Annotated in this window: 22 protein-coding genes and 1 pseudogene; 18 read left to right on the forward strand and 5 right to left on the reverse strand. The window is 72.1% G+C overall.

What is annotated here, in order from left to right; genetic code table 11:
* Nucleotides 1–100 precede the first annotated feature (100 nt).
* Together moeZ and IH26_RS0113150 are read left to right on the forward strand one after the other, a co-directional pair.
* Nucleotides 101–1,282: an adenylyltransferase/sulfurtransferase MoeZ gene (gene moeZ / locus IH26_RS0113145; protein ID WP_030436455.1), complete on the forward strand. Its 1,182-nt coding sequence runs from the start codon at nt 101–103 to the stop codon at nt 1,280–1,282.
* 82 nt (nt 1,283–1,364) lie between these two features.
* On the forward strand, nt 1,365–2,171 hold the full coding sequence (locus IH26_RS0113150; RefSeq protein WP_030436456.1) for a prenyltransferase/squalene oxidase repeat-containing protein: 807 nt from the start codon (nt 1,365–1,367) through the stop codon (nt 2,169–2,171).
* Between the two features lie 356 nt (nt 2,172–2,527).
* Here the strand turns inward: IH26_RS0113150 and IH26_RS0113155 are convergent, their stop codons facing one another.
* Both IH26_RS0113155 and proB read right to left on the reverse strand, forming a co-directional pair.
* A complete protein-coding gene (locus tag IH26_RS0113155) occupies nt 2,528–3,772 on the reverse strand; it encodes a glutamate-5-semialdehyde dehydrogenase (RefSeq protein ID WP_030436457.1) in 1,245 nt (414 codons plus the stop codon).
* Between the two features lie 12 nt (nt 3,773–3,784).
* Nucleotides 3,785–4,894, reverse strand: a complete 1,110-nt coding sequence (gene proB, locus IH26_RS0113160) for a glutamate 5-kinase (RefSeq protein WP_030436458.1) — start codon at nt 4,892–4,894, stop codon at nt 3,785–3,787.
* A 93-nt stretch (nt 4,895–4,987) separates the two neighbouring features.
* Between proB and IH26_RS0113165 the strand changes: the two genes are divergently transcribed.
* Together IH26_RS0113165 and IH26_RS0113170 are read left to right on the forward strand one after the other, a co-directional pair.
* Nucleotides 4,988–5,290, forward strand: a complete 303-nt coding sequence (locus IH26_RS0113165; protein WP_030436459.1) for an MGMT family protein — start codon at nt 4,988–4,990, stop codon at nt 5,288–5,290.
* Entirely contained in the window at nt 5,290–6,096 is an 807-nt protein-coding gene (locus tag IH26_RS0113170; protein ID WP_030436460.1) for a class I SAM-dependent methyltransferase, read from the forward strand. The genes IH26_RS0113165 and IH26_RS0113170 overlap by 1 nt, the downstream gene beginning before the upstream one ends.
* Here IH26_RS0113170 and IH26_RS0113175 read toward each other — a convergent pair.
* Entirely contained in the window at nt 6,093–6,785 is a 693-nt protein-coding gene (locus tag IH26_RS0113175; RefSeq protein ID WP_030436461.1) for a TetR/AcrR family transcriptional regulator, read from the reverse strand. The genes IH26_RS0113170 and IH26_RS0113175 overlap by 4 nt on opposite strands.
* A 595-nt stretch (nt 6,786–7,380) precedes the next feature.
* Here IH26_RS0113175 and IH26_RS62820 point away from each other — a divergent pair.
* Nucleotides 7,381–7,821, forward strand: coding sequence for a Rossmann-fold NAD(P)-binding domain-containing protein (locus IH26_RS62820; protein ID WP_245665163.1), 441 nt, complete (start codon nt 7,381–7,383; stop codon nt 7,819–7,821).
* Nucleotides 7,822–7,988: 167 nt separating this feature from the next.
* Here the strand turns inward: IH26_RS62820 and IH26_RS0113185 are convergent, their stop codons facing one another.
* Nucleotides 7,989–9,380 (reverse strand): gamma-glutamyltransferase, encoded by a 1,392-nt coding sequence (locus IH26_RS0113185; protein WP_030436462.1) that lies wholly within the window; start codon nt 9,378–9,380, stop codon nt 7,989–7,991.
* Between the two features lie 49 nt (nt 9,381–9,429).
* On the opposite strand from IH26_RS0113185, the gene IH26_RS0113190 reads away from it, so the two are divergent.
* The 5 genes from IH26_RS0113190 to IH26_RS0113210 all read left to right on the forward strand — a co-directional run bounded on the left by IH26_RS0113190 (nt 9,430) and on the right by IH26_RS0113210 (nt 14,428).
* Nucleotides 9,430–10,806: an MFS transporter gene (locus IH26_RS0113190; RefSeq protein ID WP_051808069.1), complete on the forward strand. Its 1,377-nt coding sequence runs from the start codon at nt 9,430–9,432 to the stop codon at nt 10,804–10,806.
* A gap of 71 nt (nt 10,807–10,877) precedes the next feature.
* The gene (locus IH26_RS0113195; protein ID WP_030436464.1) at nt 10,878–12,317 is read left to right on the forward strand and encodes a pyridoxal phosphate-dependent decarboxylase family protein; all 1,440 of its coding nucleotides are present in this window, start codon (nt 10,878–10,880) and stop codon (nt 12,315–12,317) included.
* A 9-nt stretch (nt 12,318–12,326) separates the two neighbouring features.
* Nucleotides 12,327–12,869, forward strand: a complete 543-nt coding sequence (locus IH26_RS0113200) for an NADH-quinone oxidoreductase subunit B (RefSeq protein ID WP_030436465.1) — start codon at nt 12,327–12,329, stop codon at nt 12,867–12,869.
* Nucleotides 12,870–12,878: 9 nt separating this feature from the next.
* Entirely contained in the window at nt 12,879–13,469 is a 591-nt protein-coding gene (locus IH26_RS0113205) for an NADH-quinone oxidoreductase subunit C (RefSeq protein WP_030436466.1), read from the forward strand.
* Nucleotides 13,469–14,428 (forward strand): complex I subunit 1/NuoH family protein, encoded by a 960-nt coding sequence (locus IH26_RS0113210; protein WP_030436467.1) that lies wholly within the window; start codon nt 13,469–13,471, stop codon nt 14,426–14,428. The genes IH26_RS0113205 and IH26_RS0113210 overlap by 1 nt, the downstream gene beginning before the upstream one ends.
* On the opposite strand, the gene IH26_RS0113215 is transcribed toward IH26_RS0113210, so the two are convergent.
* Nucleotides 14,429–15,031 (reverse strand): Uma2 family endonuclease, encoded by a 603-nt coding sequence (locus IH26_RS0113215; protein WP_342668265.1) that lies wholly within the window; start codon nt 15,029–15,031, stop codon nt 14,429–14,431. It lies immediately after the preceding gene.
* A gap of 73 nt (nt 15,032–15,104) precedes the next feature.
* On the opposite strand from IH26_RS0113215, the gene IH26_RS0113220 reads away from it, so the two are divergent.
* The 8 genes and pseudogenes from IH26_RS0113220 to IH26_RS0113255 all read left to right on the forward strand — a co-directional run bounded on the left by IH26_RS0113220 (nt 15,105) and on the right by IH26_RS0113255 (nt 24,178).
* The gene (locus tag IH26_RS0113220; RefSeq protein WP_051808071.1) at nt 15,105–15,791 is read left to right on the forward strand and encodes a NuoI/complex I 23 kDa subunit family protein; all 687 of its coding nucleotides are present in this window, start codon (nt 15,105–15,107) and stop codon (nt 15,789–15,791) included.
* A pseudogene (locus tag IH26_RS0113225) lies at nt 15,788–16,351 on the forward strand (NADH-quinone oxidoreductase subunit J family protein); the annotation flags it as partial. The gene IH26_RS0113220 and the pseudogene IH26_RS0113225, both read left to right, overlap by 4 nt.
* Nucleotides 16,352–16,695: 344 nt before the next feature.
* Nucleotides 16,696–17,091, forward strand: coding sequence for an NADH-quinone oxidoreductase subunit NuoK (gene nuoK / locus IH26_RS0113230; RefSeq protein WP_051808074.1), 396 nt, complete (start codon nt 16,696–16,698; stop codon nt 17,089–17,091).
* Nucleotides 17,088–18,998, forward strand: coding sequence for an NADH-quinone oxidoreductase subunit 5 family protein (locus tag IH26_RS0113235; protein WP_030436472.1), 1,911 nt, complete (start codon nt 17,088–17,090; stop codon nt 18,996–18,998). Before nuoK ends, IH26_RS0113235 begins: the two co-directional genes overlap by 4 nt.
* A gap of 82 nt (nt 18,999–19,080) precedes the next feature.
* Nucleotides 19,081–20,568 carry a complex I subunit 4 family protein gene (locus IH26_RS0113240; protein ID WP_425394378.1) on the forward strand — a complete coding sequence of 496 codons (1,488 nt, stop codon included), beginning with the start codon at nt 19,081–19,083 and terminating at the stop codon, nt 20,566–20,568.
* A complete protein-coding gene (locus IH26_RS0113245) occupies nt 20,565–22,016 on the forward strand; it encodes an NADH-quinone oxidoreductase subunit N (RefSeq protein WP_030436474.1) in 1,452 nt (483 codons plus the stop codon). The genes IH26_RS0113240 and IH26_RS0113245 overlap by 4 nt, the downstream gene beginning before the upstream one ends.
* A gap of 288 nt (nt 22,017–22,304) precedes the next feature.
* Nucleotides 22,305–23,522: a sensor histidine kinase gene (locus IH26_RS0113250; protein ID WP_051808076.1), complete on the forward strand. Its 1,218-nt coding sequence runs from the start codon at nt 22,305–22,307 to the stop codon at nt 23,520–23,522.
* Complete coding sequence (locus IH26_RS0113255; RefSeq protein ID WP_030436476.1) at nt 23,519–24,178, forward strand: response regulator transcription factor; 660 nt, start codon at nt 23,519–23,521, stop codon at nt 24,176–24,178. The genes IH26_RS0113250 and IH26_RS0113255 overlap by 4 nt, the downstream gene beginning before the upstream one ends.
* Nucleotides 24,179–24,201 lie beyond the last annotated feature (23 nt).

Consider the following 24,201-nt stretch of genomic DNA (forward strand, 5'->3'; position numbering starts at 1 on the left):
TCGTCCCGCATGTCGGGCCGGTGGGCAACGTCATGGCTACGACGACGGCGAACGAGCAACAATGGCTAGCGATCCTTACCGTCAACCCGGGGAGTGAACCGTGGCATTGCCCCCGCTCGTCGAGCCGGCCGCCGAGCTGACCATCGACGAGATCCGCCGCTACTCGCGTCATCTGATCATCCCGGACGTCGGGATGGACGGGCAGAAGCGGCTGAAGAACGCCAAGGTCCTCGCCGTCGGCGCGGGCGGCCTGGGCTCGCCGGCGCTGCTCTACCTGGCCGCCGCCGGGGTGGGCACGCTCGGCATCATCGACTTCGACACGGTCGACGAGTCCAACCTGCAGCGCCAGGTCATCCACGGCGTCTCCGACGTCGGCCGGCCCAAGGCCGAGTCCGCGGCGGACAGCATCCGGGAGATCAACCCGTTGGTGAACGTGGTCATCCACAACACCGCGCTGGACCGCGACAACGTCATGGAGATCTTCAGCCAGTACGACCTGATCGTCGACGGCACCGACAACTTCGCGACCCGGTACATGGTCAACGACGCCGCGGTGCTGCTCGGTAAGCCGTACGTCTGGGGCTCGATCTACCGCTTCGACGGCCAGGCGTCCGTGTTCTGGGAGGAGCACGGCCCCTGCTACCGCTGCCTCTACCCGGAGCCCCCGCCGCCCGGCATGGTCCCGAGCTGCGCCGAGGGCGGCGTCCTCGGCGTGCTCTGCGCGTCGATCGGCTCGATCCAGGTCAACGAGGCGATCAAGCTGATCACCGGCATCGGCGAGCCGCTCGTCGGCCGGCTGATGGTCTACGACGCCCTGGAGATGGAGTATCGCAAGATCAAGGTCCGCAAGGACCCGAACTGCGTGCTCTGCGGGGAAAACCCGACGCTCACCGAGCTGATGGAAGACTACGACGACTTCTGCGGCGCGATCTCCGCGGAGGCCGAGGAGGCGACCGCCGACGCGACGATCACCGCCCGCGAGCTCAAGGACTGGCAGGACTCCGGTAAGGACCTCTTCCTCGTCGACGTGCGCGAGCCCGCCGAGTGGGAGATCAACCGCATCCCGGGCGCCACGCTGATCCCCAAGGGCGAGATCCTCTCCGGCGAGGCACTGTCCCGCTTCCCGCAGGACCGGCAGATCGTGCTGCACTGCAAGTCGGGCGTGCGCTCGGCCGAGGCGCTGGCGGCCCTCAAGGCGGCCGGGTTCAAGGATGCCGTGCACGTCCAGGGCGGCATCGTCTCCTGGGTGAACACGGTGGATCCGTCGCTTCCGTCCTACTGACCACTCCCGCCGGGGAGCCGATATGGCTCCCCGGCGGTGAGACGTAGGGGCGGTTTGGCCGCGCAGGTTGTAGCGTCACCCCGTGGTCGACATTGACGCAGCGATTGGGTACGTGGTCGCGCACGGCGATCCCGTGGAACGTGCCCGGCTCTCGTACCTGCGTACCGGCCAGCCCCCGGCGCCGGAGATCGTCGAGCGGATAGCGTCCGGCCAGACCGCGGCCGGCGGCTGGCCCGCGTCCACCGACGGGGTGATCCCCTCGGTCGACGCCACCTGCTTCCGCCTGAACGAGCTCGACGACCTCGGCGGCCTGCACGGCCCCGTCGTCGACCGGGCGCTCGGCTGGCTGGCCTCGGTGCAGCTGCCCGACGGCACCTGGCAGGAGAATGAGGCGCTCGCCGCCGAGGCGCCCGCCTGGGCGATGCCCGGCGACCCCGAGGCGACCCTCTACCTGACCGCGCTGGCCGGCTTCTGGTTCACCGTCGCCGAGGTGGAGCAGCACCCCCATCTGGACCTGCCGGCCCGGCACGCCCCGACGCTGGCCGCGGCCGCCGGCTTCGTCAACTCCCAGCTCCGCCCGGACGGCACCTGGCCCTCGTTCCTGGCGACCGGCTGGCACGCGGCCGGCCTGCTGCACGCCCAGCAGTACTTCTACGAGTCCGCCCGCGTCCAGCTGGTGCTCGGCGACCGCCTGCACGACATGTCCCCGGCGGACGTGGCCTCGATGGCGGCCGCCCTGCGCCGCGTCCACCTCGGCGACGATTGGCTGCTGCAGGCGGCCCGCAAACGCCTCTCCGCAACCCAACGCACAGACGGCGGCTGGGACAGCGCGGAAGGCCCGATCTTCGACGTCAACACCACGCTGACCGTCTTGCGCGCCTGCCGTTAACCGTCAAATTCCGGATCAAATTCCCTTTACCGTACGGGACGGACAAGTCCCGCCTTTTCCGGGCGAGCTGGCTGCCGTCCCGACCTCCGTGCCGCCCCCATCCGGGCTGGGGGTGCAACTCGGGCGGGCCGGCCCAGGCGGTTGGTCACCGTCACTGCCGCCGCCTACGGCGGCGGTCCGCGCCGGAATGCCGCCGGCGTGAGCGGCGGCAGGATGGCGGCTCCGCGCCTGGATCGGCCTGCCTGCGTTGCAGCTAAGCCCGGATGCGGGCGGCACGGGGTCGGGACGGCAGCGAGCTCGCCCGGAAAGGCGGGACTGGCCTGTCCCGTACGGTAGCGGGAATTTGATCTTGAAGTTTACCGAGTGTGCCCGTTGCCGGAGACGATGTACTTTGTCGAGGTCAGCTCGGGTAGGCCCATCGGGCCGCGGGCGTGGAGTTTTTGGGTGCTGATGCCGATTTCGGCGCCGAAGCCGAATTCGCCGCCGTCGGTGAAGCGGGTGGACGCGTTGATCATGACGGCCGCCGCATCCACCCGGGCCGCGAAGCGCCTGGTCGCGGTCACCGACTCGCTGACGATGGCCTCGGTGTGGCCGGTGCCGTAGCGGCGGATGTGGTCGAGGGCGTCGTCCATCGAGTCGACTATCGCCACCGCGATGTCGGCCGACAGGTATTCCTTGCCCCAGTCCTCGCGGGTCGCGGGGACGACGTCGGCGCTGTAGTTGGCCACCCGCGGGTCGCCGTGCACGGTCACCCCGGCCGAGACCAGCTCCTCGATCGCCAGCGGCAGGAACGAGTCGGCGATGTCGATGTGCACCAGCAGCGACTCGGCGGTGTTGCAGGTGGACAGCCGCTGGGTCTTCGAGTTCATCGTGACGGCCAGCGCCTTCTCCAGGTCGGCGGACTCGTCGACGTAGACGTGACAGTTGCCGACGCCGGTCTCGATCACCGGAACCGTGGACTCCTCGACCACCGTCTTGATCAGGTCGGCGCCGCCGCGCGGGATCAGCACGTCGACCAGGCCGCGGGCCCGCATCAGCTCCTTGACCGAGTCGCGGGTGGTGGCGTCGAGCAGCTGGATCGCGTCGGCCGGCAGGCCCGCGTCGGCCACCGCCTTGCGCAGCACCGAGACGATCGCCGCGTTCGAGCTGAACGCCGAGCCGGAGCCGCGCAGCAGCGCCGAATTGCCGGACTTGAGGCAGATGCCGGCGGCGTCCGCGGTAACGTTCGGCCGGCCCTCGTAGATGATGCCGACCACGCCGAACGGCACCCGGACCTGCCGCAGCTCGAGCCCGTTGGCCAGGGTGGAGCCGCGCACCACGTCGCCGATCGGATCGGGCAGCGCGGCGAGCTGGCGCAGGCCGTCGGCCATCCCCTCGATCCGGGAGGGAGTCAGCGTGAGACGGTCGATCATCGCCTCGGACTGGCCGGCGTCGCGGGCATTGTTCACGTCCACGGCGTTCGCGGCGACGATGTCCTCGGTGCGCTCGACCAGCCGATCGGCCATCAGCAGGAGCGCGCGGTCCTTCTCGGCGCGGGTCGCCGCGGCCAGGTCGATCGAGGCCCCGCGCGCGTCGGCGGCCTGCTGCAGCACGGTCGTCATCACGTACTCCCTTTATAGAAGAACCAGGTCGTCCCGGTGCACGACCTCTCGTTCATATCCTGGCCCCAACTCCGCGGCCAACTCGGGGGTCGACCGGCCGAGCAGGGGCGGCAGCTCGACGGCGTCGTAGTTGACCAGGCCGCGGGCCACCGGGGCGCCGTCGCCGTCGACCAGGTCGACCGGGTCGCCGGCGGCGAACGAGCCGTCCACGGCGGTGATGCCGGCCGGCAGCAGTGATTTGCGCCGGGCGACGACCGCAGTGACCGCTCCGGGGTCGAGGTGGAGGCGGCCGCGGGGGGCGGTGGCGTGGGCGAGCCAGAAGAGGCGGGCGGCCGGCCTCGTTTTTGCCGCCTGGAACAGGGTTCCGATCTCCTCGCCGGCGAGCGCGGGCTTCGCCAGGGGAGCGCTGGTCAGGACTACCGGGATGCCGAAACCGGTGGCTATCCGGGCGGCCTCCACCTTGGTGACCATGCCGCCGGTGCCGACGCCCGATTTGCCGGGGGCGGAAATCCTTATTTCCGACAAATCCGATTCGTCGGTTACGTTCGAGATCTTCTCGGACGCCGGATCGGACGGGCTGCCGGTATAGAGGGCGTCCACATCGGAGAGCAGAACCAGTAGATCGGCGTGGACCAGGGCGGCCACCAGCGCGGCCAGCCGGTCGTTGTCGCCGAAGCGGATCTCCTCGGTGGCGACCGTGTCGTTCTCGTTGACGATCGGCAGCGCACCCAGGTCGAGCAGCTTGCGCAGGGTGCGGTAGGCGTTCCGGTAGTGCGCCCGGCGGGTCACGTCGTCGACGGTCAGCAGCACCTGGCCGACGGTCAGGCCGTGGCGCGCGAAACCCGTGGCATACCGCCCGATCAGCAGGCCCTGGCCCACCGACGCGGCCGCCTGCTGGGTGGCCAGGTCGCGCGGCCGCCGGCGCAGCCGCAGCGGGGCGAGGCCGGCGGCGATCGCGCCGCTGGAGACCAGGACCACCTCGTGGCCGCTCGTGGCCAGGCCGCCGAGCACGTCGACGAGGGCGTCGACGCGCTGCTCGTCGAGGCCGCCGGCCGCGGTGGTCAGCGAGGACGAACCCACCTTGACCACGACGCGGCGGGCGGCGGTCACCACTTCGCGCACCTGGCCCATTTTGCTCGGGTGCCTGGCCGGACCCGCGCCGAGATCCCATATCGTGGCCCGGTTTTGTCGGAGGTCACCTCTATGGTGACTGGCGTGACACCTCAGGAGTACGTCGAGGAGGTGCTCTCGCTCGTCGAGCGCATCCCCGAGGGCAAGGTCATGTCATACGGGGCGATCGCCGACGCGCTGGCCGACCACTCCGGGCGAAATTCGGCCCGGCAGGTCGGCACGATCATGGCGCGGCACGGCGGTGGCGTGCCGTGGCATCGGGTGGTGACCAGCGCCGGGCGGCTGCCGCCCGGCCACGAGCAGGAGGCCCGGCAGCGGTTGCTGAGCGAGGGCGTCCCCCTGAAAGGTGATCATGTGAACATGTCTCTCGCTTCCTGGGCGCCGTGATGGAGACGGGACAGCCCAGCCGCACGGCGTACAGTGCGGCCCGCCATCGTGCGACCCACCAGCTCCTGGAACGGGGCGTGATCTTCAAAGACCCGTTTGCCGTACGCATCCTGGGCGCCCCCGAGGAGGAGTTGCTGGCGGATGCCCCGCGTCGGCCCATGCGCGTCTTCATCGCCGCCCGCCACCGTTTCGCCGAGGATGCGCTGGCCGCGGCCGTGCGCCGGGGCGTGCGGCAGGTGGTGGTGCTGGGCGCGGGGCTGGACACGATCGCGTACCGCAACGGGTTCGCCGACGTGCGGGTGATCGAGGTGGATCACCCGTCGACGCAGGAGTGGAAGCGGCAGCGTCTCGCCGAAACCGGGATAGCGATTCCCCCGTCCGTGTCCTATGTCGGGGTCGATTTCGAGCGGGAGTCGCTGGCCGACCGGCTGGTCCTGGACGGGCCGGCCTTCTTCGTCTGGCTCGGGGTGGTGCCCTATCTGACCCGGGCGGGCTTCGACGCGACTATTTCGTACATTTCCGGAGTCTCCGGCAGCGAGGTGGTCTTCGACTACGCCCAGTCCCCGGAGAGGATGCCGCCCGAGCGGCGGGCGGCTCTCGAGGAGCGGGCGGCGCGGGTGGCCCGGATAGGTGAGCCGTGGCTGACGTACTTCGAGCCGGATGAGATCGAGGCCGAGCTGCGCGGGCTGGGCTTCACCGAGATCGAGGATCTCGGGCCGGCCCGGATGGCGGCGCGGTATTTCAACCGCCCCGACGTCCCGCCGGATACCGCCGGCGGCCACATCCTGCGGGCCCGCCGCCTCTAGGTCAGACCGATGAAGGCCGCCGCGCCGCGCATCTGGAACTCCAGGAAGCCGCGGCGGTCCTCGTCGACCGAGTTGTTGAGCTGGCCGAAGAGCTCCGCGCTGACCGCACCGCAGAGCTGGATGAAGGCGGCCATCCCGGCGCCGATCAGCCGCGGCGGGACGCCCGGGCCGAACTGGTCGGCGACCGCCTCGAGCTCCTCGGCGTACCGCCCGGCGATCTCCGGCTGCGGCCCGGTCCGGCCGGCCGCGTAGGCGTCCCGGATGATGGCGGCGATCTGCAGGACCACCCGGGTGGCCGGCCCGATCGTGTCCTGCGGTGCCTGGTAGCCGGGCACCGGGCTGCCGTAGATCAGCGCCCACTGGTGCGGCTCGGCCAGCGCCCACTCCCGCACGGCGTGCCCCACCAAGACCAGCCGGTCGGCGAAGCCCGCACCCGAGCCCGCGGCCGCGGCGACGGCCCGTTCCGCGGCCGCGCCCACCGAGTCGTACGCCTCGATGATCAGCGCCGTGAGCAGGTCGTCGCGGCTCGCGAAGTAGCGGTACACCGCGGACGAGGCCATCCCCATGTCCCGGGCGACCGCGCGCAGCGACAGGTTGGCCCCGTCGGAGGCGAGGTGCCGGCGGGCCACCGCCTTGATCTCTTCGGTCATCTCGGCCCGGACCCGGGCGCGTACTCCTTCGGCCTTCATGTGGACCAGTGTGCCACAACGAGAGCACTGCTCTTGCATTTTCCTTCAAACCCTGTAATCGTTGTTCTCAACGGAGAGCGGTGCTCGCAAAGGAGAACAGCAATGTCGAACAACGTCATCGTCGGTTCCGGCCCGATCGGCAGCGCCATCGCCCAGCTCCTGGTCGACCGCGGCGACACGGTCACGATGGTCACCCGCAGCGGGCGCGGCCCGGCCCACGCGCAGATCAAGCTGGTGGCGTCCGACGCGTCCGACGCGCGCCGCCTGTCGTCGCTGACCGAGGGCGCCGAGACGCTCTACAACTGTGCGAATCCCAAGTACACCGAGTGGGAGAAGCTCTGGTACCCGATGAACGACGCGATGATCGCCGCCGCCAAGTCGGCTGGCGCGGTCTACATGATCACCGGGAACCTGTACGGCTATGGCCCGCAGCCCAGCGGCCGGATGACCGAGAGCACCCCGCTCGCCGCGGTCGGCCGCAAGGGCAAGGTCCGCATCAAGATGTGGCGCGACGCCCTGGACCAGCGGCGTCCGCACGGTCGAGGTACGCGGCGCGGACTACATCGGCGCGGGCGCGGTCGGCGTCTTCTCGTCGGTGCTGCTCCCGGCGATCGCGAAGGGCCGCACCGCCTACGCCCCCGGCAACCCCGACCTCCCGCACAGCTTCACCTACACCGGCGACATGGCCCGCACGATGGTCACGCTGGCCGCCGACGACCGCGCCTACGGCCACGCCTGGCACGCGCCCACCCCGCCCGCCGTCACCATCCGCGACCTGGCCAACCGCTACACCGACCTGACCGGCCAGCCCCGCCTCAAGCTGCGCGCCCTGCCCCGCTTCGCGATGCGCACGGCCGGCCTGGTCGTCCCCATGGCCCGGGAGATGGCCGAGATGGACTACCAGTTCTACGCGCCGTTCCACCTCGACAGCACCCAGACCGAGGAGACCTTCGGCCTCAAGCCCACCGACCTGGACGTCCCACTGACCGAGATCGCCACCTCGGTCAACGCCACCCTCGCCCGCCGCATGAACTGACCGTCGGGCCGTGCGCGGCGGCCCGTGGGCGCGCCACCGCCCGACTGGGCCGCCCGCGGCGCAGCCCGCCCCGACTCGCGCGAACCGGATCTGGCCGTCAGCGGACCGCCCCCACTCGGGAGCCGGTCCGCTTGGCGTTGCGGCGTCTTCGATGGTGTGGTCGACCGTCAGAGCAGCAGGCCGACACCTCCCCGCCGGGGATCGCCGCCGGCGCCCGCCTGCCCGACCGCGTTCGCACCCCCGAAGTAGTGGTTGAGCCCCGGCCACTGCTTGATCTTGTAGCCGGCCCCGGCGAGCAACGCGAGCTCGTCCCGCGGATACCCCGGCTCGACGTGCACCGTGTCGTCCACGACGTGGAACCGCGGCCGCGCCAGCGCGGTTTCCATGTCCACCTCGTCGACCAGCACCCCGAGCAGCGTGTCGATCAGTGCGGTGCGAATCCGCGAAGCCCCCGCCGAGCCCGCCGCCACTGCCAGCCGCCCCTCGCCGTCGATCACCACCAGCGGGCACATGTTCGACTGCATCCGCCGCCCGGGCGCCAGGTCATCGGTGATCAGCTCGCCCTCGCCCAGCATCGAGTTGAGGTTGATGCCCAGCCCCGGCAGCCACACCCCGGACCCGAGCCCGAGCGTCGTCGTGATCACGCAGGCGTTGCCCTCGGGATCCACCACCGACACGTTGGTGGTGTCCCCGATCTTCTGCCGCCCCCGGTCACGCAGCGCGTCGGCCAGCCCGATCGCCCGCCTCGGCCGGGACAGGTCGGCGGGCAGCCCGGCGATCGTGTCCACCACCCGGTTCAGGTCGTGCCGCGCCCGCACCTCGTACCCGCCCAGCATCGCCCGGTCGACCGGCGTCTCCAGCACGCGATAATCGGCCAGATCCCGCGGCCCGAGCGCCCCGCCGGCGGCCCGCACAGTGTCGACCAGGATCGGCGCGAAGTCTCCGGCGTAGAAGATCGACGGCCCGACCACGGCCAGCGCGTCCAGCGCGGTCGCCAGCCCCGGGTGGAACAGCAACTCCCCGTCGACCAGGTTGCGCCCCTTCGGCGTGTAGACCGCGGCCCCCTCGCCCCAGGCCAGCGCCGGCGCGCACGAGTCGAGCGTGCGGGCATGCGCACCTGGGATCGGCACCCCGGTCTTGGCCAGCGCCGACGCCGGCGCCACCACCTCGGCCCACGGCAGCCGGCCCCACCGCCGGTGCACCTCGCCGCAGCCGGCCGGCACCCCGGGCACCGCGACGCTCGCCCCGCCGATGGAGTAGACCTGCGGCAGCCCGCCGAAGAACACGTCCACCGATATCATCGGCCCCGGCTCGCGGTCGCCGTCCGTCCCCGGCACCGCCACGAAGAAGTCGAGGCAGGTGACCGTGCCGGTGGCCGCCTCGAAGTACGTGGCGAACCCGCCCCCGCCCAGCCCCGTGAAGATCGTCTCGGCGACGCAACAGGCCAGCACCGCCGCCACCGCCGCATCCGCCGCCGTGCCACCGTCCCGCAGCACCTGCAGGCCGGCCCGCGCGGTCGCCGGGTGGCTGGCGGCGACCCCGGCCGCAACCCTTTTCATGCCGCGAAGCGTAGGCGTAGGGCCATGATCGTGGTTAGCATGCGCGTCCATGACGACCGCCGGTCCCTCTCCGGATGTACGGCCGACCGGCGTGTTGCCACGCCGGGTCCTGGCCGGTTACTCGCTGGGTTCGCTGGTCACGGGCGCGTTCGGCACGGTGCCCGGTTTGCTGCTGTTGCCCTATCTGACCGACACTCTAGGTGTTGCGGCGGGTGTGGCGGGATTGCTGGTGTTGCTGCCGAAAGCCTGGGACGTCCTGGTGAATCCCTTCGCCGGCCGGGTCTCCGACCGCCGCGGCGACCGGCGGCCCTTCCTGCTCGGCGCGGGGCTCGCCCTGGGTGTCCTCTTCGCCGCCATCTTCGCTGGCCCGATCCGCAGCGGCGCGGGCGCCGGGGCCTACGTGGCGGTCGCCTTCCTCACGGCGGCCACCGCGTACGCCTTCTTCCAGGTGCCCTACGTCGCCATGCCGGCCGAGCTCACCGACGGGTACGACGAGCGCACCCGGCTGATGACCTGGCGCGTCGCCGTGCTCGCGCTGGCGATCCTCATCTCCGGCGCGCTCGCCCCGCTCGTGGTCGACCGGACCGGTGGCGGCATCGCCGGTCACCGGTGGTCCGGCGTCTTCGTCGGGGCGCTCATCATGGTGGGCACACTCGGCGTCTACTTCGGTACCCGCTCGGCCGAAACCCATGCCGCCGGGGGCACCGAGCCCGACCTGCGGGCGCAGCTCCGGATCGTTGCGGCCAACCGTCCATTTCGTGCCCTCCTGCTCTGCTGGGTGATCCAGGCCGTTGGCATCGGGACGATGCTCGCCGGCGTCCAGTACTTCGCCGATCACGTGGTCCGCGCCGACTCCGGCGCGACCTTCCTGTTCGCCGCGTTCGTCGGCCCGGCCCTGCTGGTCATGCCGCTCTGGACCCGGGTGGGCGCACGCTTCGGCAAGCCCCGCTCCCTGATCGCGGCCTCGCTGCTCTTCGCCACCGGCGCGCTGGCCCTGCTGGCCGCGCCGGCCCTCGCCGCGATCCCGATCTACCTGATCGTCGCGGTCATCGGCTGCGGATACGCCGGCCAGCAGGTCTTCGCGATGGCGATGCTGCCGGACTGCATCGCCTACGACACCGAGCGGACCGGCCGGCGTCAGGCCGGCGTCTTCACGGGGGTGTGGACGGCGGGAGAGACCCTCGGTCTGGCCCTCGGCCCGGGAATCTACGCATGGGTCCTCCAAGTCTTCGGATACGTCTCCTCCGCCACCGGCCGATCCGCCCCGCAGGACGCGACGGCTCGGCTGGGCGTCCTGCTCGGCTTCACGCTGGTGCCGGCCGTCCTGGTGGGCGGCGCGGTGTTGCTGCTGCGTGCCTACCGCGACATCTCTCGTGCGGACGGCGTTGTCCCGCCATCAGACACCGAGCGCGACGCCGCGCGATAGGCGACTTTGGTCGATGAAGCACCGACCTTCGTCGGCTGCCGAGCGAACGGCCGCTCGGATAGCGTCGGGCCATGTTCGAAGCGCTGCCCGACAAGGGCGTTCCCGGCGACCAGATCCTCGACGAGCTCCGCGAGCTCCGGCGGGCCGATCTGCCGACGCACGGCGGCCGCCTCTTCGCCTACGTCTACGACCCCGCGCTCGACGGGCTCGACGACCTGGCCCGCGCGGCGCACGCGATCTCGGCCCATGTCAACGGGCTCGACCCGACCGCTTTCCCGTCCCTGCTGGCGATGGAAAACGCGTTGGTCGGCGCCGCGGTCACGCTGTTGCGTGGCGGCCCCGCGGCGGTCGGCAGCGTCACCAGCGGCGGCACCGAGTCGCTGATCCTCGCGGTCAAGGCGGCCCGCGACAGCCGCCCCGACCTGGCCACCCCACGGCTGGTCATCCCGTCGACCGCCCACGCTGCCTTCGCGAAGGCGGCGCACTACCTGCGGGTCACGCTCGACGTGGTGCCGGTCGGCGCCGATCTGCGCGCCGACCCGGCCGGCATGGCCGCCGCCATCACGCCCGAGACCGTGCTGGTCGCCGCCTCGGCGCCGTCCTACGCGCACGGCGTGGTCGACCCGATCCCCGAGATCGCCGCCGCGGCGGCCGCGCGGGGCGTGCGTTTCCATGTGGACGCGTGCTTCGGCGGCTGGGTGCTGCCGTATCTGAAACGGCTCGGCGCCGACCTGCCCGAGTTCGACCTGGCCGTGCCCGGCGTCACCAGCATCTCGGTCGACCTGCACAAGTACGCCTACGCCCCGAAGGGCGTCTCCCTGCTGCTGCACCGCGACGAGGCGCTGCGCCGCCCGCAGTACTTCGCCTACGCCGACTGGCCCGGCTACCCGATGGTCAACCCGGTCATCTCCTCCACCCGCTCCGGCGGCCCGATCGCCGCGGCCGTGGCCACGCTGCGCAGCGTCGGCGACGCGGGCTACCTCGAGCTGGCCGGGCGCACCCGCGAGGCGGTCGCGGTCCTCGCCGAGGCCGTCGCCGCCACCGACGGCGTCCGGCTGTTCGCCCCGCCCGAGACGACGGTCGTCTGCCTGGCCGCCGACGTCGACCTCTTTGTGCTGGCCGACGAGTTGGCCACCCGGGGCTGGCACACCCAGCCGCAGATGGCCTACGGCGACCTGCCCGCCACGATCCACCTCACGGTGACCGCCGCAGTCGCCGCGACCGCCCCCGATTTCGCGGCCGACCTGGCGGATGCCGTCGCCGCGACGCGCGCTCGCGGGCCGGTCGAGCTCCCCGCGCCCCTGGTCCAGGCGGCCGGCGCCCTCACCCCCGAGATGGTCACCCCCGAGCTGGTCGCCGGCCTGGCCGCGGGGCTGGGCCTGGGCGGGGGCGACTTCACCCGGATGGCCGCCGTCAACACGCTGCTCAACGTCACCCCGCCCGCTCTGCGCGAGGCGTTGCTGACCGGGTTCCTCAGCCTGCTGCAGCGTCCCACCGCGGCCACGGAGTAGGTTGACGTCGTGGCCGGTCTGCCAGGAGTCCTCGGGGAGCCCATCCGGTTCGTGCTGAACTGGGGGCGGCGCTATTCGCTCTGGGTCTTCAACTTCGGGCTCGCGTGCTGCGCGATCGAGTTCATCGCGTCGAGCATGAGCCGGCACGACTTCATGCGGCTGGGCGTGATCCCGTTCGCGCACGGCCCGCGCCAGGCCGACCTGATGGTGGTCTCCGGCACGGTCACCGACAAGATGGCCCCGGCCATCAAGCGGCTCTACGACCAGATGCCCGAGCCGAAATACGTGATCTCGTTCGGTTCCTGTTCGAACTGCGGCGGGCCGTATTGGGACTCGTACTCGGTCACCAAGGGCGTCGACCAGCTCATCCCGGTCGACGTCTACGTGCCCGGCTGCCCGCCCCGCCCCGAGGCCCTGCTGCACGGCATCCTCCGCCTGCAGGAAAAGATCGCCGCCGAGCAGTCCGGCCCGGGCGGCGTCAACCGCCCCGACCCGCTGACCAACGGACGTGACGCGGCTTCTCTTACCGCCCCGTTGATCAGCCGGCCATAGGATGCAGCCATGACTCCCGAAGAGGTCGGCGAGCGCATGGTGGCCCTGCTGGCCGCCGACGACGACGCGGTAGCGAACAGCGTCTCCGGCGGCGGCGACGGCCACGCCCGCGCGGTCGTCGACGTGCCGGTCGCCCGCTGGTGGGAGGCGATCGGCACGGCGAAGCACAACGGCGCCCTCGGCTGCGACTTCTTCGACTGGCTGTCCGCGGTCGACGAGCTCGACGAGGGCTTCTCCGTGCTCTGCCACCTCTATTCGACCCGCCGCAAGCACTCGCTGCTGGTCCGCACGCGGGTCCCGCGCGCGGAGCCGGTCGTCGAGTCCGTGGTGGAGCTGTTCCCGGGTGCCACCTGGCACGAGCGGGAGACGTACGAGATGTTCGGCATCACCTTCGCCCGCCACCCCGATCTGAAGCCGTTGCTGCTGCCGCCCGGCTTCGAGGGCCACCCGCTGCGCAAGGAGTTCGTGCTCGCCGCCCGGGTCGCCAAGGCCTGGCCGGGCGCCAAGGAGCCCGGCGAGTCCGAGTCGGGCGCCGCCAAGCGCGCCCCGATGCGCCCGCCCGGCGTTCCCGCCCCCGGCGAGTGGGGACCGGAAAAGTGATGCCGGTCTGGCTCGAGCTCGTCATCCGCGTGGTCGCCGTCGTCGTCGGCTTCCTCGTGCTCCCGCTGCTCGTCGGCCAGGCCGAGCACAAGGTCATGGCGCACATGCAGGGCCGCCTCGGCCCGATGTACGCGGGTGCCTACCACGGCTGGGCGCAGCTGGTCGCCGACGGCGTGAAGTTCGTGCAAAAGGAGGACATCACCCCCCGCGACGCCGACCGTGGTGTCTTCCGGCTCGCGCCGATCGTCGCGCTCTTCCCGTACCTCCTGATCTTGTTGGCCATCCCGCTCGGACCCGGCGGCCTGGTCGCCCAGCCCTTGGACATCGGTCTGTTCTTCGTCCTCGCCGTTCTCGGCGTGGGCGTGCTGGCCGTGCTGATGTCGGCGTGGGCGAGCGGCAACAAGTACAGCCTGCTCGGCGGCCTGCGCGGCGCCGCCCAGCTGCTCGGCTACGAGCTTCCCCTGGTGCTGGCGGCCGCGAGCGTCGCGATGGCGGCCGGCACGCTCAGCCTGCCGGGCATCGTCGAGGCGTGGAAGCCCTGGTGGCTGCTCTGGCAGGCGCCCGCCGCGATCATCTTCTTCGTGGCCGGCCTGGCCGAGATCCGCCGCCCGCCGTTCGACATGCCGATCGCCGACTCCGAGCTGGTCTTCGGCTATCTGACCGAGTACACCGGCCTGCGCTTCGCCTTCTTCCTGCTCGCCGAGTACGTCGGCATCATCGTGATCGCCGCCCTCACCACGGTCCTGTTCCTGGGCGGCTGGCACGGCCCGTTCGCCGCCCACCTCGGCTGGCTGTGGACCCTCGTCAAGATCTTCGCGCTGTCCTTCGTGATCATCTGGTTCCGGGTCGCCTACCCCCGCCTGCGCGAAGACCAACTCCAGCGCCTCTGCTGGCTCGTCCTCGTCCCGGTGGCGCTGGCCCAGCTGATCCTCACCGCGGCGGTCAAGCTCGCGATGTGATCAGAGGTACCGCGGCGTGATCCGCTTGATCGGAAGGTTGATCTCCCAGGGCTCCGCCGTGACGATCTGCTCCTGGAACGTCCCGGACGATCGGTAGAGCTCGTGCTCCGGGTCGATCTTGTAGGTGTGCACGGTCAGGCCGTCGCCCGTCTCGATCCGCCAGTAGAAGGGGATGCCGGCGGCGGCATACAGCGCGGGCTTGGTGATGCGGTCCATGCTTAGCGAGCTGGGCGAAACGATCTCGACGGCGAGGACGACCTCGTGCGGAGCGTAGAGCCGGGAGCGGCGCTGCGCGGCCTGCTCCGTGGCGACCAGGACGTCGGGGATGAACGTCCGGCGCGGGTTGATCCGGATCTCGACGCTTTGCGTGACCTGGAACTCGGCCGGGCAGGATTCCTCGAGGGCGACCATGAGGCGCCCGGCGACTATTTGGTGGATGTCCGTGGGGGAGGGGGACACGAGGAGCACTCCATCGAGCAGCTCGCGGCGCACGCCGTCTTCAGGGAAAGAGTCAAGATCATCTACGGTCCAGCCGTCTGCGGGCGGCAGGCCGCTCATCGCAGCGGTCATGCGGGGCCTCCAGGTTCGGGGTGGCTCACCCATGACTCACCGTACCGGAAGATCCGAATGGGGGTGTGCTCGCGTCCGAACGGGCGACGGGGCAGGATATGCGTTTGTGACTGATGACGGGGAGCGGGGCACGCCTGGCAAGGGGCTCGTGCAGGGGCTTGCCGTCACGCTCAAGACGATGACCAGGCGGTCGACCACCCGGCAATACCCGGATGTCGAGCCCGAGCTTCCACCGCGCAGCCGCGGCGTGATCGCGCTGCTCGAGGAGAACTGCACGGTCTGCATGCTGTGCGCCCGCGAGTGCCCCGACTGGTGCATCTACATCGACTCGCACAAGGAAGAGGTCATCGTCCCGGGCGCCGCGCGGGCCCGTCAGCGCAACGTGCTCGACCGCTTCGACATCGACTTCGCTCTCTGCATGTACTGCGGCATCTGCATCGAGGTCTGCCCGTTCGACGCGCTGCACTGGACCCCCGAGTTCGAGTATGCGGAGACCGACGTCCTCGATCTGCTGCACGACAAGAACCGGCTGGGTGAGTGGATGCGCACGGTGCCGCCGCCGCCGGCGCACGACGTGCTCGGCGAACCTTCCAAGGAGGAGGCGTCAGCCACGCGGAAGGCTTCGGGTCCGGGGGCGGCAAAGCAAGCCCGAGCGAACGTACGCCGTCCACCTTCCACAACCGCGGAGCGGCCGCCCCGGGCTGAGCAAAAACCGGGCGAACCCGCCGTGGACGCTCCTCAAGCCCCACCGGGGATCGACTCGGAGACCGAGCCCCCGGAGCCGGAGAAGTGACCGTCGCGGACGCGCTGCTGCTGGCTCTCGGTCTGATCGCGGTCGGCTCCGGCGCGCTCGTCGTGACCAGCGCCCAGCTGGTCCGGGCCGGCTTCTACCTGGTGGTGAGCCTGGGCGCGGTCGCCGGCCTGTATCTGGTGATGGGCGCCGAGTTGGTCGCCTGGGTGCAGGTCCTGGTCTACGTCGGCGCCGTCGTCGTGCTCCTGCTCTTCGCCGTGATGCTGACCCGCGCCCCGATCGGCCCGTCCCGCGACCTGGACCGCTCGGCCCTGCCCGCCGCCGTCATCGGCGCCGGGGTCGGCCTCGGACTGGCCGCGCTGCTGGCCGATTCGTTCCGCTGGACCAGGTTCGAGCTGCCGCCGACCGGCAGCGCCCAGCGGGTCGGCGCCCAGGTCTTCGGCGCCTGGGTGCTGCCGTTCGAGGTGCTCTCGATCCTGCTGCTGGCCGCCCTGGTCGGCGCGATCGTGCTGTCCCGCCCCGACCTCGGCGCCCGTCCCGACCCGGAGGCGGCGGCCGTCCCGGTCGGGCCGCCACACGACCCGGTCGACGAGTCCGCCGAGGTGGTCGCCCGCCTCGATCGGATCGCCGCGCGCCAGGCCGACGCCCAGGCCCGGGTCCGCCAGGCCCACGCCGACAAGGTGGCCGCCGAGAACCGCGCCGCCGCGGCGACCGTCGTCGAGGCCGATCCCGAGGACGAGGTCGATCCCCTCCGGCAGCAGGCCCACGACATCATCTTCGGCGCCCAGCGGGCCCGTCCCAAGGTCGGCGAAATGGCCCCGGAATCCGGGACAACCCCGGCCCGTGATCAGGACGTCATTGAGGGTGAGAGCTACCTCGTCGACGACAGCAAGATGTTGCCCGGCCGCCCGGCGTTGCCGGGCCCGGAGAAGCAGGAGGAGGAGTGATGCACGCCGTCATCCCGTACGTCATCGCCGCCCTGCTCTTCGGCCTGGGCGTCTACGGCGTGCTCCGCCGGCGTAACGCGATCCTCGTGCTGATGGCCGTCGAGCTCATGCTCAACGCGGTCAACCTGATCCTGGTCGCCGCCGACGCCACGGTGAAGAACACGCTCACCGGCGTGCAGCCCGAGGCGTGGGCGCACCCGGTGCCCGAGCCGCGCGCCGGGGCCGTCTTCGCGCTGTTCGTGATCGTGCTGGCCGCCGCCGAGGTGGGCGTCGGCCTGGCGATCGTCCTTCAGTATTACCGCCTTCGCCGGGCCGTCGTGCTCGACGAGGTGGCCCTGCACGCGCACGACCACGAGACGGACCACGAGACCGAGACCGAGCGGGTGGCCGGATGAGCGCGGGCTGGGTCGGCGCGCTGGTCCCCGGCGTACCGCTGCTGGCGGGTCTGGTCGGTCTCACCCTGCGCGCGTCGGACGACGAGGGTGACCCCACGCCGCGCCGGTCCGCCGCGGCGATCGGCATCGCCGGCGCCGCCGTCTCGCTCGCCGTCACGCTCGGGCTGTTGATCTTTGCGACGCAGCCGATCGACGCCAACCGGCGCTGGGTCGACTTCGGCGGCATCGAGGTGACGCTCGGCTTCTCGGCCGGCCCGGCCGCCCTCTACATCGCGCTCGCGGTCTGCGTGGTCGCCCTGTTCGTGCAGATCTACTCGGTCGCCTACCTGCACGACGACCCCCGCTACCCGCCGTATGCGGCGCAGGTCAGCCTCTTCACCGGCGCGATGCTGCTGGTCGTCACGTCCGGCGACCTGATCGGCATGCTGGTCGGCTGGGAGGTGATGGGCGCCTGCTCCTACCTGCTGATCGGGCACGACCGGCGGCTGCCCGAGGCGCCCGCGGCCGCGGTCAAGGCGTTCCTGGTCACCCGGGTCGGCGACGTCGGCTTCCTGCTCGGCGTCGCGCTGCTGGTCGTCGACGCCGGCACGTCCCGGATCAGCGTGGTGCTGACCCACCACTACTCGACCGCCACCCTCACCGCGGCGCTGCTGCTGTTGCTCGCCGGCGTGGCCGGCAAGAGCGCGCAGTTCCCGCTGCACACCTGGCTGCCCGACGCCATGGCCGGCCCCACCCCGATCTCCGCGCTGATCCACGCCGCCACGATGGTCGCCGCGGGCGTCTACGTGGTGTTCCGCATGTACCCGCAGTACGAGCAGTCCCCGGCCGCGCTGGCCGTGCTCGGCGTGGTCGCCGCGATCACCATCCTGCTCGGCGCGCTGAGCGCCACCGCGCAGGACGACCTGAAACGGGTGCTGGCCTGGTCGACGGTGAGCCAGATCGGCTACATGACCGGCGCGCTGGCCGTCGGCTCGCCCGCCGCCGCGCTGTTCCACCTGCTCACCCACGCCGCGTTCAAGGCGCTGCTGTTCCTCGCCGCGGGCGCGGTGATCCACGTGGTCGGCACCAACTACCTGTCCCGGATGGGCGGCCTGCGCGAGCACATGCCGGTGACCTTCTGGTCGTTCGCGCTCGGCCTGGGCGCGCTGGCCGGCCTGCCCCCGCTGGCCGGCTTCTGGTCGAAGGAGAACATCCTGACCGCGGCCGTGCACGCCACCGACGGCGGCGGCCCGACCCCGGTCTGGGTCGCCTGGGTGGTGTGGATCGCCGCGTTGTTCGCGGTGGCGGTCACCGCGTGGTATTCGACGCGCCTGCTGCTCTGCGCGTTCTTCGGCGTCTCCCGCGAGCACGGGCCCGATGGCCCGGATTGGGAGATCGGCTTCGACGACGCCCGCTACACCCGCCCGCGCTCGCCGCACGACCCGCCGGCCGCGATGCGCTGGCCGATCGTCCTGCTCGCGATCCCGGCCGCCCTGCTCGGCCTCGCGGCGTATGCGCCCGGCTTCCGCAGCGCGCTGGAGCTGGAGGAACCGCACCTGAGCGTCTCGATCGTGCTGCCGCTGGTGCTGCTCGCGCTGGGCGCCGGCGCCGCCTGGTGGCTGTGGCGCGAGGTGCCCACCGGCGACCCGGCCGAGGCGCTCGGCCCGGCCCGCCCGTTCCTGGCCGCCGGCTTCCGCCTCGACGCGGTGCAAGATCGACTGGTCGTCCGCCCGGTCCGCGCCCTGGCGGGCCTGGTCAAGACGGCCGACGAGCGGGTCGTCGACGCCACCGTCGAGGGCGCCGGCACCACCGCGACCCGGCTCGGCGCGCTGCTCGCCGCCGCACACCGGATCGCCCTGCCGATGGCCGCGGTCCTGGTACTGGGCGGCGCCCTGGTGCTGACCCTCTGGTTCGGAGCCGCGTCATGACCGCCGACCGCGCGACGTTCGGGCCGCCTCGTGACCGCCGACCGGTGATGTTCGGAGCCGCCTCGTGACCGTCTACCAGGTGATGCTCGTCGCGACGCTGGCCCTGCCGGCCCTCGGCGCGGCCGCGCTGGCGCTGCTCCCGGCCCGGGCCGACCGGCCGGCCCGGCTGCTCGCCACCGCCGTCGCCGCGGTGACCCTCGTGCCGATCGTCGTGCTGGCCTTCGCCCACCACGCGACCTGGGTGGCCGACACGCCGGAGAGCTCGGCGATCCGGCCGTGGGCCGAGGTGAAGTGGTCCTGGGTGCCCGCCCTGCATCTCGACTTCCATCTCGGCGTCGACGGCGTGTCCTACCCGCTGGTGGCGCTCACCGGCCTGCTGACGCTGCTCTGCTGCGCGTACACGATCTGGAGGGTCCCGGAGGGTGGCTCCGCCCGTACCCTCCTCGCCCTGCTCCTGGTCTTGGAAGCCGGCATCCTCGGCACCTTCCTCGCCCTCGACCTGGTGTTGTTCTTCCTGTTCTTCGAGGTCGTGCTGCTCCCGATGTACGCGGTGATCGCCGGCTGGGGCGGCGACCAGCGACGCGCGGCGGCCCGCAAGTTCGTGCTGTACACGCTGTTCGGCTCGGTCCTGCTGCTGCTCGGCGTCTTCACCGTCGCCGACAAGGCGGGCACCGGCGACCTGGTCACCCTCACCGGCGGCCACGGCCTCAGCCGCGGCACGCAGTATGCGGCGTTCGCCCTGTTCGCCGTGGCGTTCGCGGTGAAGGCCCCGCTCTGGCCCCTGCACACGTGGCTCCCCGACGCGCACACCCAGGCCCCCACGGTCGGCTCGGTGATCCTCGCCGGGGTGCTGCTGAAGATGGGCACCTACGGCCTGATCCGGGTCGGCGTCGGCGTCGCCCCGCTCGGCGCGCACTGGGCCGCCCCGGTGCTCGGCATCCTGGCCGCCGCCGCGATCCTGGCCGGCGCCCTGATCTGCCTGCGGCAGACCGAGCTGAAACGGCTGATCGCCTACTCCAGCGTCGGGCACATGGGGTTCGTGCTGCTCGGCATCGCCACGCTCACCGCCACCGGCATCCAGGCCGCGCTGCTCGGCAACGTGGCGCACGGGCTGATCACCGGCCTGCTGTTCTTCCTGGCCGGCGCGATCAAGGACAGGGCGCACACCGGCGAGCTCGCCGAGCTCGGCGGCCTGCGGGAGACCGCGCCCCGGCTGGCCGGCGTGCTCGGCTTCGCGGCGATCGCCTCGCTCGGGCTGCCCGGGCTGGCCGGGTTCTGGGGTGAGGCGTTCGCGGTGGTCGCCGCCGTCCGGCGCGGCGGCGGGCTGTGGATGACGCTCGCCGTGCTGGCGGCGATCGGCGGGGCGCTGACCGCGGCGTACTTCCTCCGGCTGCTGCGCAAGGTGACGCACGGGCCGGCCGCCACGCCGGTGCCGGCCGGGATCGCCGGCGCCGAGTGGTTCGCCTGGGCGCCGCTGGTCGCGCTCACCCTCGCGGTCGGCCTGGTGCCCGCGCTGGTGCTGGTCGCCACCGAGGCGCCGGTGCTCGCGCTGACGGGAGCGTTCCGATGACGATCGACCAGGTCACCATCCTGCCGCTGTACGCCGCGTCCGGCACCGCGATCCTCGTCCTGCTGGCCGACCTGCTGGTCGCTCGGCGAGCGGTCACCTTCGGCACGCTGGCGCTGGGCGGGCTGGCCACCGCGATCTGCGCGATCGTGGTGGGCGACTCGCGGCCGCCGACGTTCTGCGCCGGCGCCGAGTGCTCGTGGCTGCCCGGCCCGGTCGCGGTGGTCACCGCCGTGCTTTTCGCCGGCCTGACCGTCGGCGTGCTCGCGCTCTCGGTGCCGGCGCTGCGCCTGGGCACCGCGCCGGCCGGCGAGTTCTGCTTCCTGCTGGCCTCCTCGATGACCGGCGGGGTGGTGATCGGCTACGCCGGCGACCTGATCTCGCTGATCGTCGGCCTCGAGACGCTGACCCTGCCGCTGTACATCCTGGTCGGCCTCCGCCGCTTCGCGCCCCGCGAGCGCGTCTCCACCGCCGGCGCCTCGGCGTCCATCACGTTCTTCCTGATCAGCGTCATCTCCACGGCGGTGGCGCTGCTGGGCGCCGCGCTCAACTACGCCGCCACCGGCGCCCTGCACTACGGCCACCTGATCGCCGGCTTCGGCCCGATGTACTCGCTCGCGCAAGTCGGCGTGACGCTGCTGGTGATCGGCTTCGCCTTCAAAGTCGCGGCCGTCCCGCTGCACGCGTGGGCGCCCCCGACGTACGAGGGCGCGCCGCTCCCGGTCGCCGCCTACCTGTCGACCGCCTCCAAGCTGGGCGGGGTGCTGGCCCTGGCCGCGATCGTGTCCCGGCTGGACGCCACCGCGATCACCGCCGCCCTGGCCGTCCTGACCATGACCGTGGGCAACCTGGTCGCCCTGCGACAGCAGCGCATGGTCCGCCTGCTGGCCTGGTCATCGATCGCCCAGGCCGGCTACGTGCTGGCGGCCCTGGCCCTGGGCGGCCCCGGCGTGCGGCCGGCGATCGTCTACGCGGTCTTCTTCATGATCCTGGAGTTCATCGCCTTCGCGACCGTGGTGGCACTGCGCCCGGTCGCGTCCGACGGCGGCGACATGCGCGCCTACCGGGGCGCGGGCCGCAGCTCCCCGTGGCTGGGCGCCGCCCTGGTGCTGGCCTTCGCCGGCCTGGCCGGTCTGCCGCCCGGCCTGGCCGGCCTGTTCGCCAAGGTAACCGTGGTCGGCGCCCTGATCGACGGCGGCTGGGGCTGGCTGGCCGGCGTGGTAGCCCTCAACGCGGTGATCGGCCTGGCCTACTACGTGCGGGCCACGGCCAACCTGTACGCCGCCCCACCCAAGCCCGGCATCCAGATCGTCGACCCCGACCTGCTGGAGCGCGCCACCCACCCCCGCCTGCCGGTCTCCCGCCCGGTCGCCGCCGCCCTGATCGCCGCCACGACGGCGGCGGTGGTGCTCGGCTTCGCCCCCCAGCTGCTCTTCGACGCGCTCAGCTAGGCGAGACGCCCCAGCCAGGCGAGACGCTCCAGCCAGGCGAGACGCTCCAGCCAGGCGAGACGCTCCAGCCAGGCGAGACGGTCTCAGCCAGGCGAGACGCCCCGCTAGGCGAGACGGTCTCAGCCAGGCGAGACGCCCCGCTAGGCGAGACGGTCTCAGCCAGGCGCGACGCCCTCAGCCTGCCAGTGCACGACTACGCGCGCTACGCAGATCCGCGTAGCGCCGGGTCCTCCCTCATCCCCCTGCCGGACCAGTCCGAAGAGGGGGCCGCACTCGTAGCATGACGCCATGACCCCAGAGCCCGGCAACGGCTGGAAGGGCCTCGCCGACGCCTTCCGTACCCGGTGGTCGCCGCTCTCCCTGATCCCGGGACTGGCGCTCGGTGGTGTCGTCCTGGCCGCCACGCTCGTCGCCGCGGCGCCGCAGACGGATCGGCATGCGACCCGGCTGGCCGAGACGCTACGGCACCTCGGCGGGTGGGGCGGCACGCTGGTCGTCGTCACGGTCGCGGTCACCGTCGCACTGCTGCGTGCCGCGCCGCTGGCCGCGCTGGCCGCCGCCGTCGTCCTGGTCGACGTCTATCTCCTGCTGCATTTCCCGTACGGGCCGATCCAGCTGTGCATCGTGGTGGCGATGTACGAGGTGGCCCGCCGCCGGCCGTTCCCCGTCTCACTGGTGACCTGTGGCATCGCCGCCGCGATCAGCTCCACCGTGGTGTACGTGCGGCTCGCCGACGAGCTCGAACTGCCCTGGGCCCTGGCGCTCGCCTGGACCGGCTGGCTGATCGTGCCCTGGCTGCTCGGCGCGCTCGTGCAGACCGTTGCCCTCAGCCGCGAACGCGGCCGGCGCGAGCTGATCACCCGCGGCGCGATGGCGGAGCGGGTGAAGCTCGCGGCCGAGGTCCACGACGTAGCGGGGCACGGATTCGCCCTGGTGGCGATGCAGGCCGGCGTGGCGTTGCTGGACTTCGACGCGAGGCCCGCCCAGGCGCGCCGCTCGCTGGAAGCGATCCGGACGACCAGCGCCACCTCGCTGACCGCCCTACGCGCCATGCTCGGCACGGTCCACAACGGAACGGATACCGAAGAGTCTCCGCCGGTCGAGCAGTCGCCGGACCGGGGCCTGTCCGGCGTCATCGAACTCGTGGACGGCGTGCGCGCGAGTGGCCTGCCCGTCCGGCTCGACCTCCACTGCCTCGACCGGACCCCGGCGACCGGCGCCGCCGCGGTCACCTACCGCGTGGTGCGGGAGTCGCTGACCAACGTGCTGCGGCACGCCGGCCCGACCACCGCGGAGGTCTCGATCGCCCAGCACGACGACTGGCTGGTGGTGTGCGTCCAGGACCGGGGCCGGGGGCTCACCGGCGAGCCGTCGGGCGCCGCCAGCGGGCTCGCGGGGATGCGCCGGCGGGTCGAGGCGGCCGGCGGCTCCCTGGCCGCGGGCCCGCGCGCCGACGGTGGCTTCCGGGTGGAGGCCCGCCTGCCGATCGGGAAGGAACCGCGATGATCCGGGTGGCCCTGGCCGACGACCACGAGCTGGTACGGATGGGCCTGCGTGCGCTGATCGACCGCGAGGACGACATGGAGGTCGCCGGCGAGGCCGGCAGCGGCCTGGAGGCGATCCGTCTGCTCCAGCGCGTCCGGCCCGACATTCTGCTGCTCGACATCCGCATGCCCGGCATCGACGGACTGGAGACGCTGCGGCGCATCCAGGCCGACCCGGCCATCGCCGGCACCCGGGTGATCGTGGTAACCACGTTCGAGATCGACCGGTACGTGTTCACCGCGCTGCAGGCCGGCGCCGCCGGTTTCATCCTCAAGGACACCGCGCCCGAGGAACTGGCCCGGGCCGTACGCGTGGTAGCGGCCGGCGACTCCCTGCTCTCGCCGTCGGTCACCCGCCGGGTCGTGGCGCTTTTCGCCCAGCAGTCCGCGTTCGACCCGACGCTCGATCTGAGCCTGGACGAGCTCACCGACCGGGAACGCGAGATGGTCGCCTGGGCGGCCACCGGCGCGTCCAACGAGGAGATCGCCGCCGCGCATTTCGTCAGCCCGGCCACCGTGCGGACGCACATCGGCCGGGCGATGGTGAAGCTCGGCGCGCACTCACGGGCCCAGCTCGTGGTCATCGCCGTGCGGGCGGGCTTGACCGTGGACCGCTGAACGCACCCGTCGCCGGCGCATGA

Origin of the sequence: Actinoplanes subtropicus, assembly GCF_000721705.1 — a bacterium.
In the GTDB taxonomy this organism is placed as follows: Bacteria; Actinomycetota; Actinomycetes; order Mycobacteriales; family Micromonosporaceae; genus Actinoplanes; species Actinoplanes subtropicus.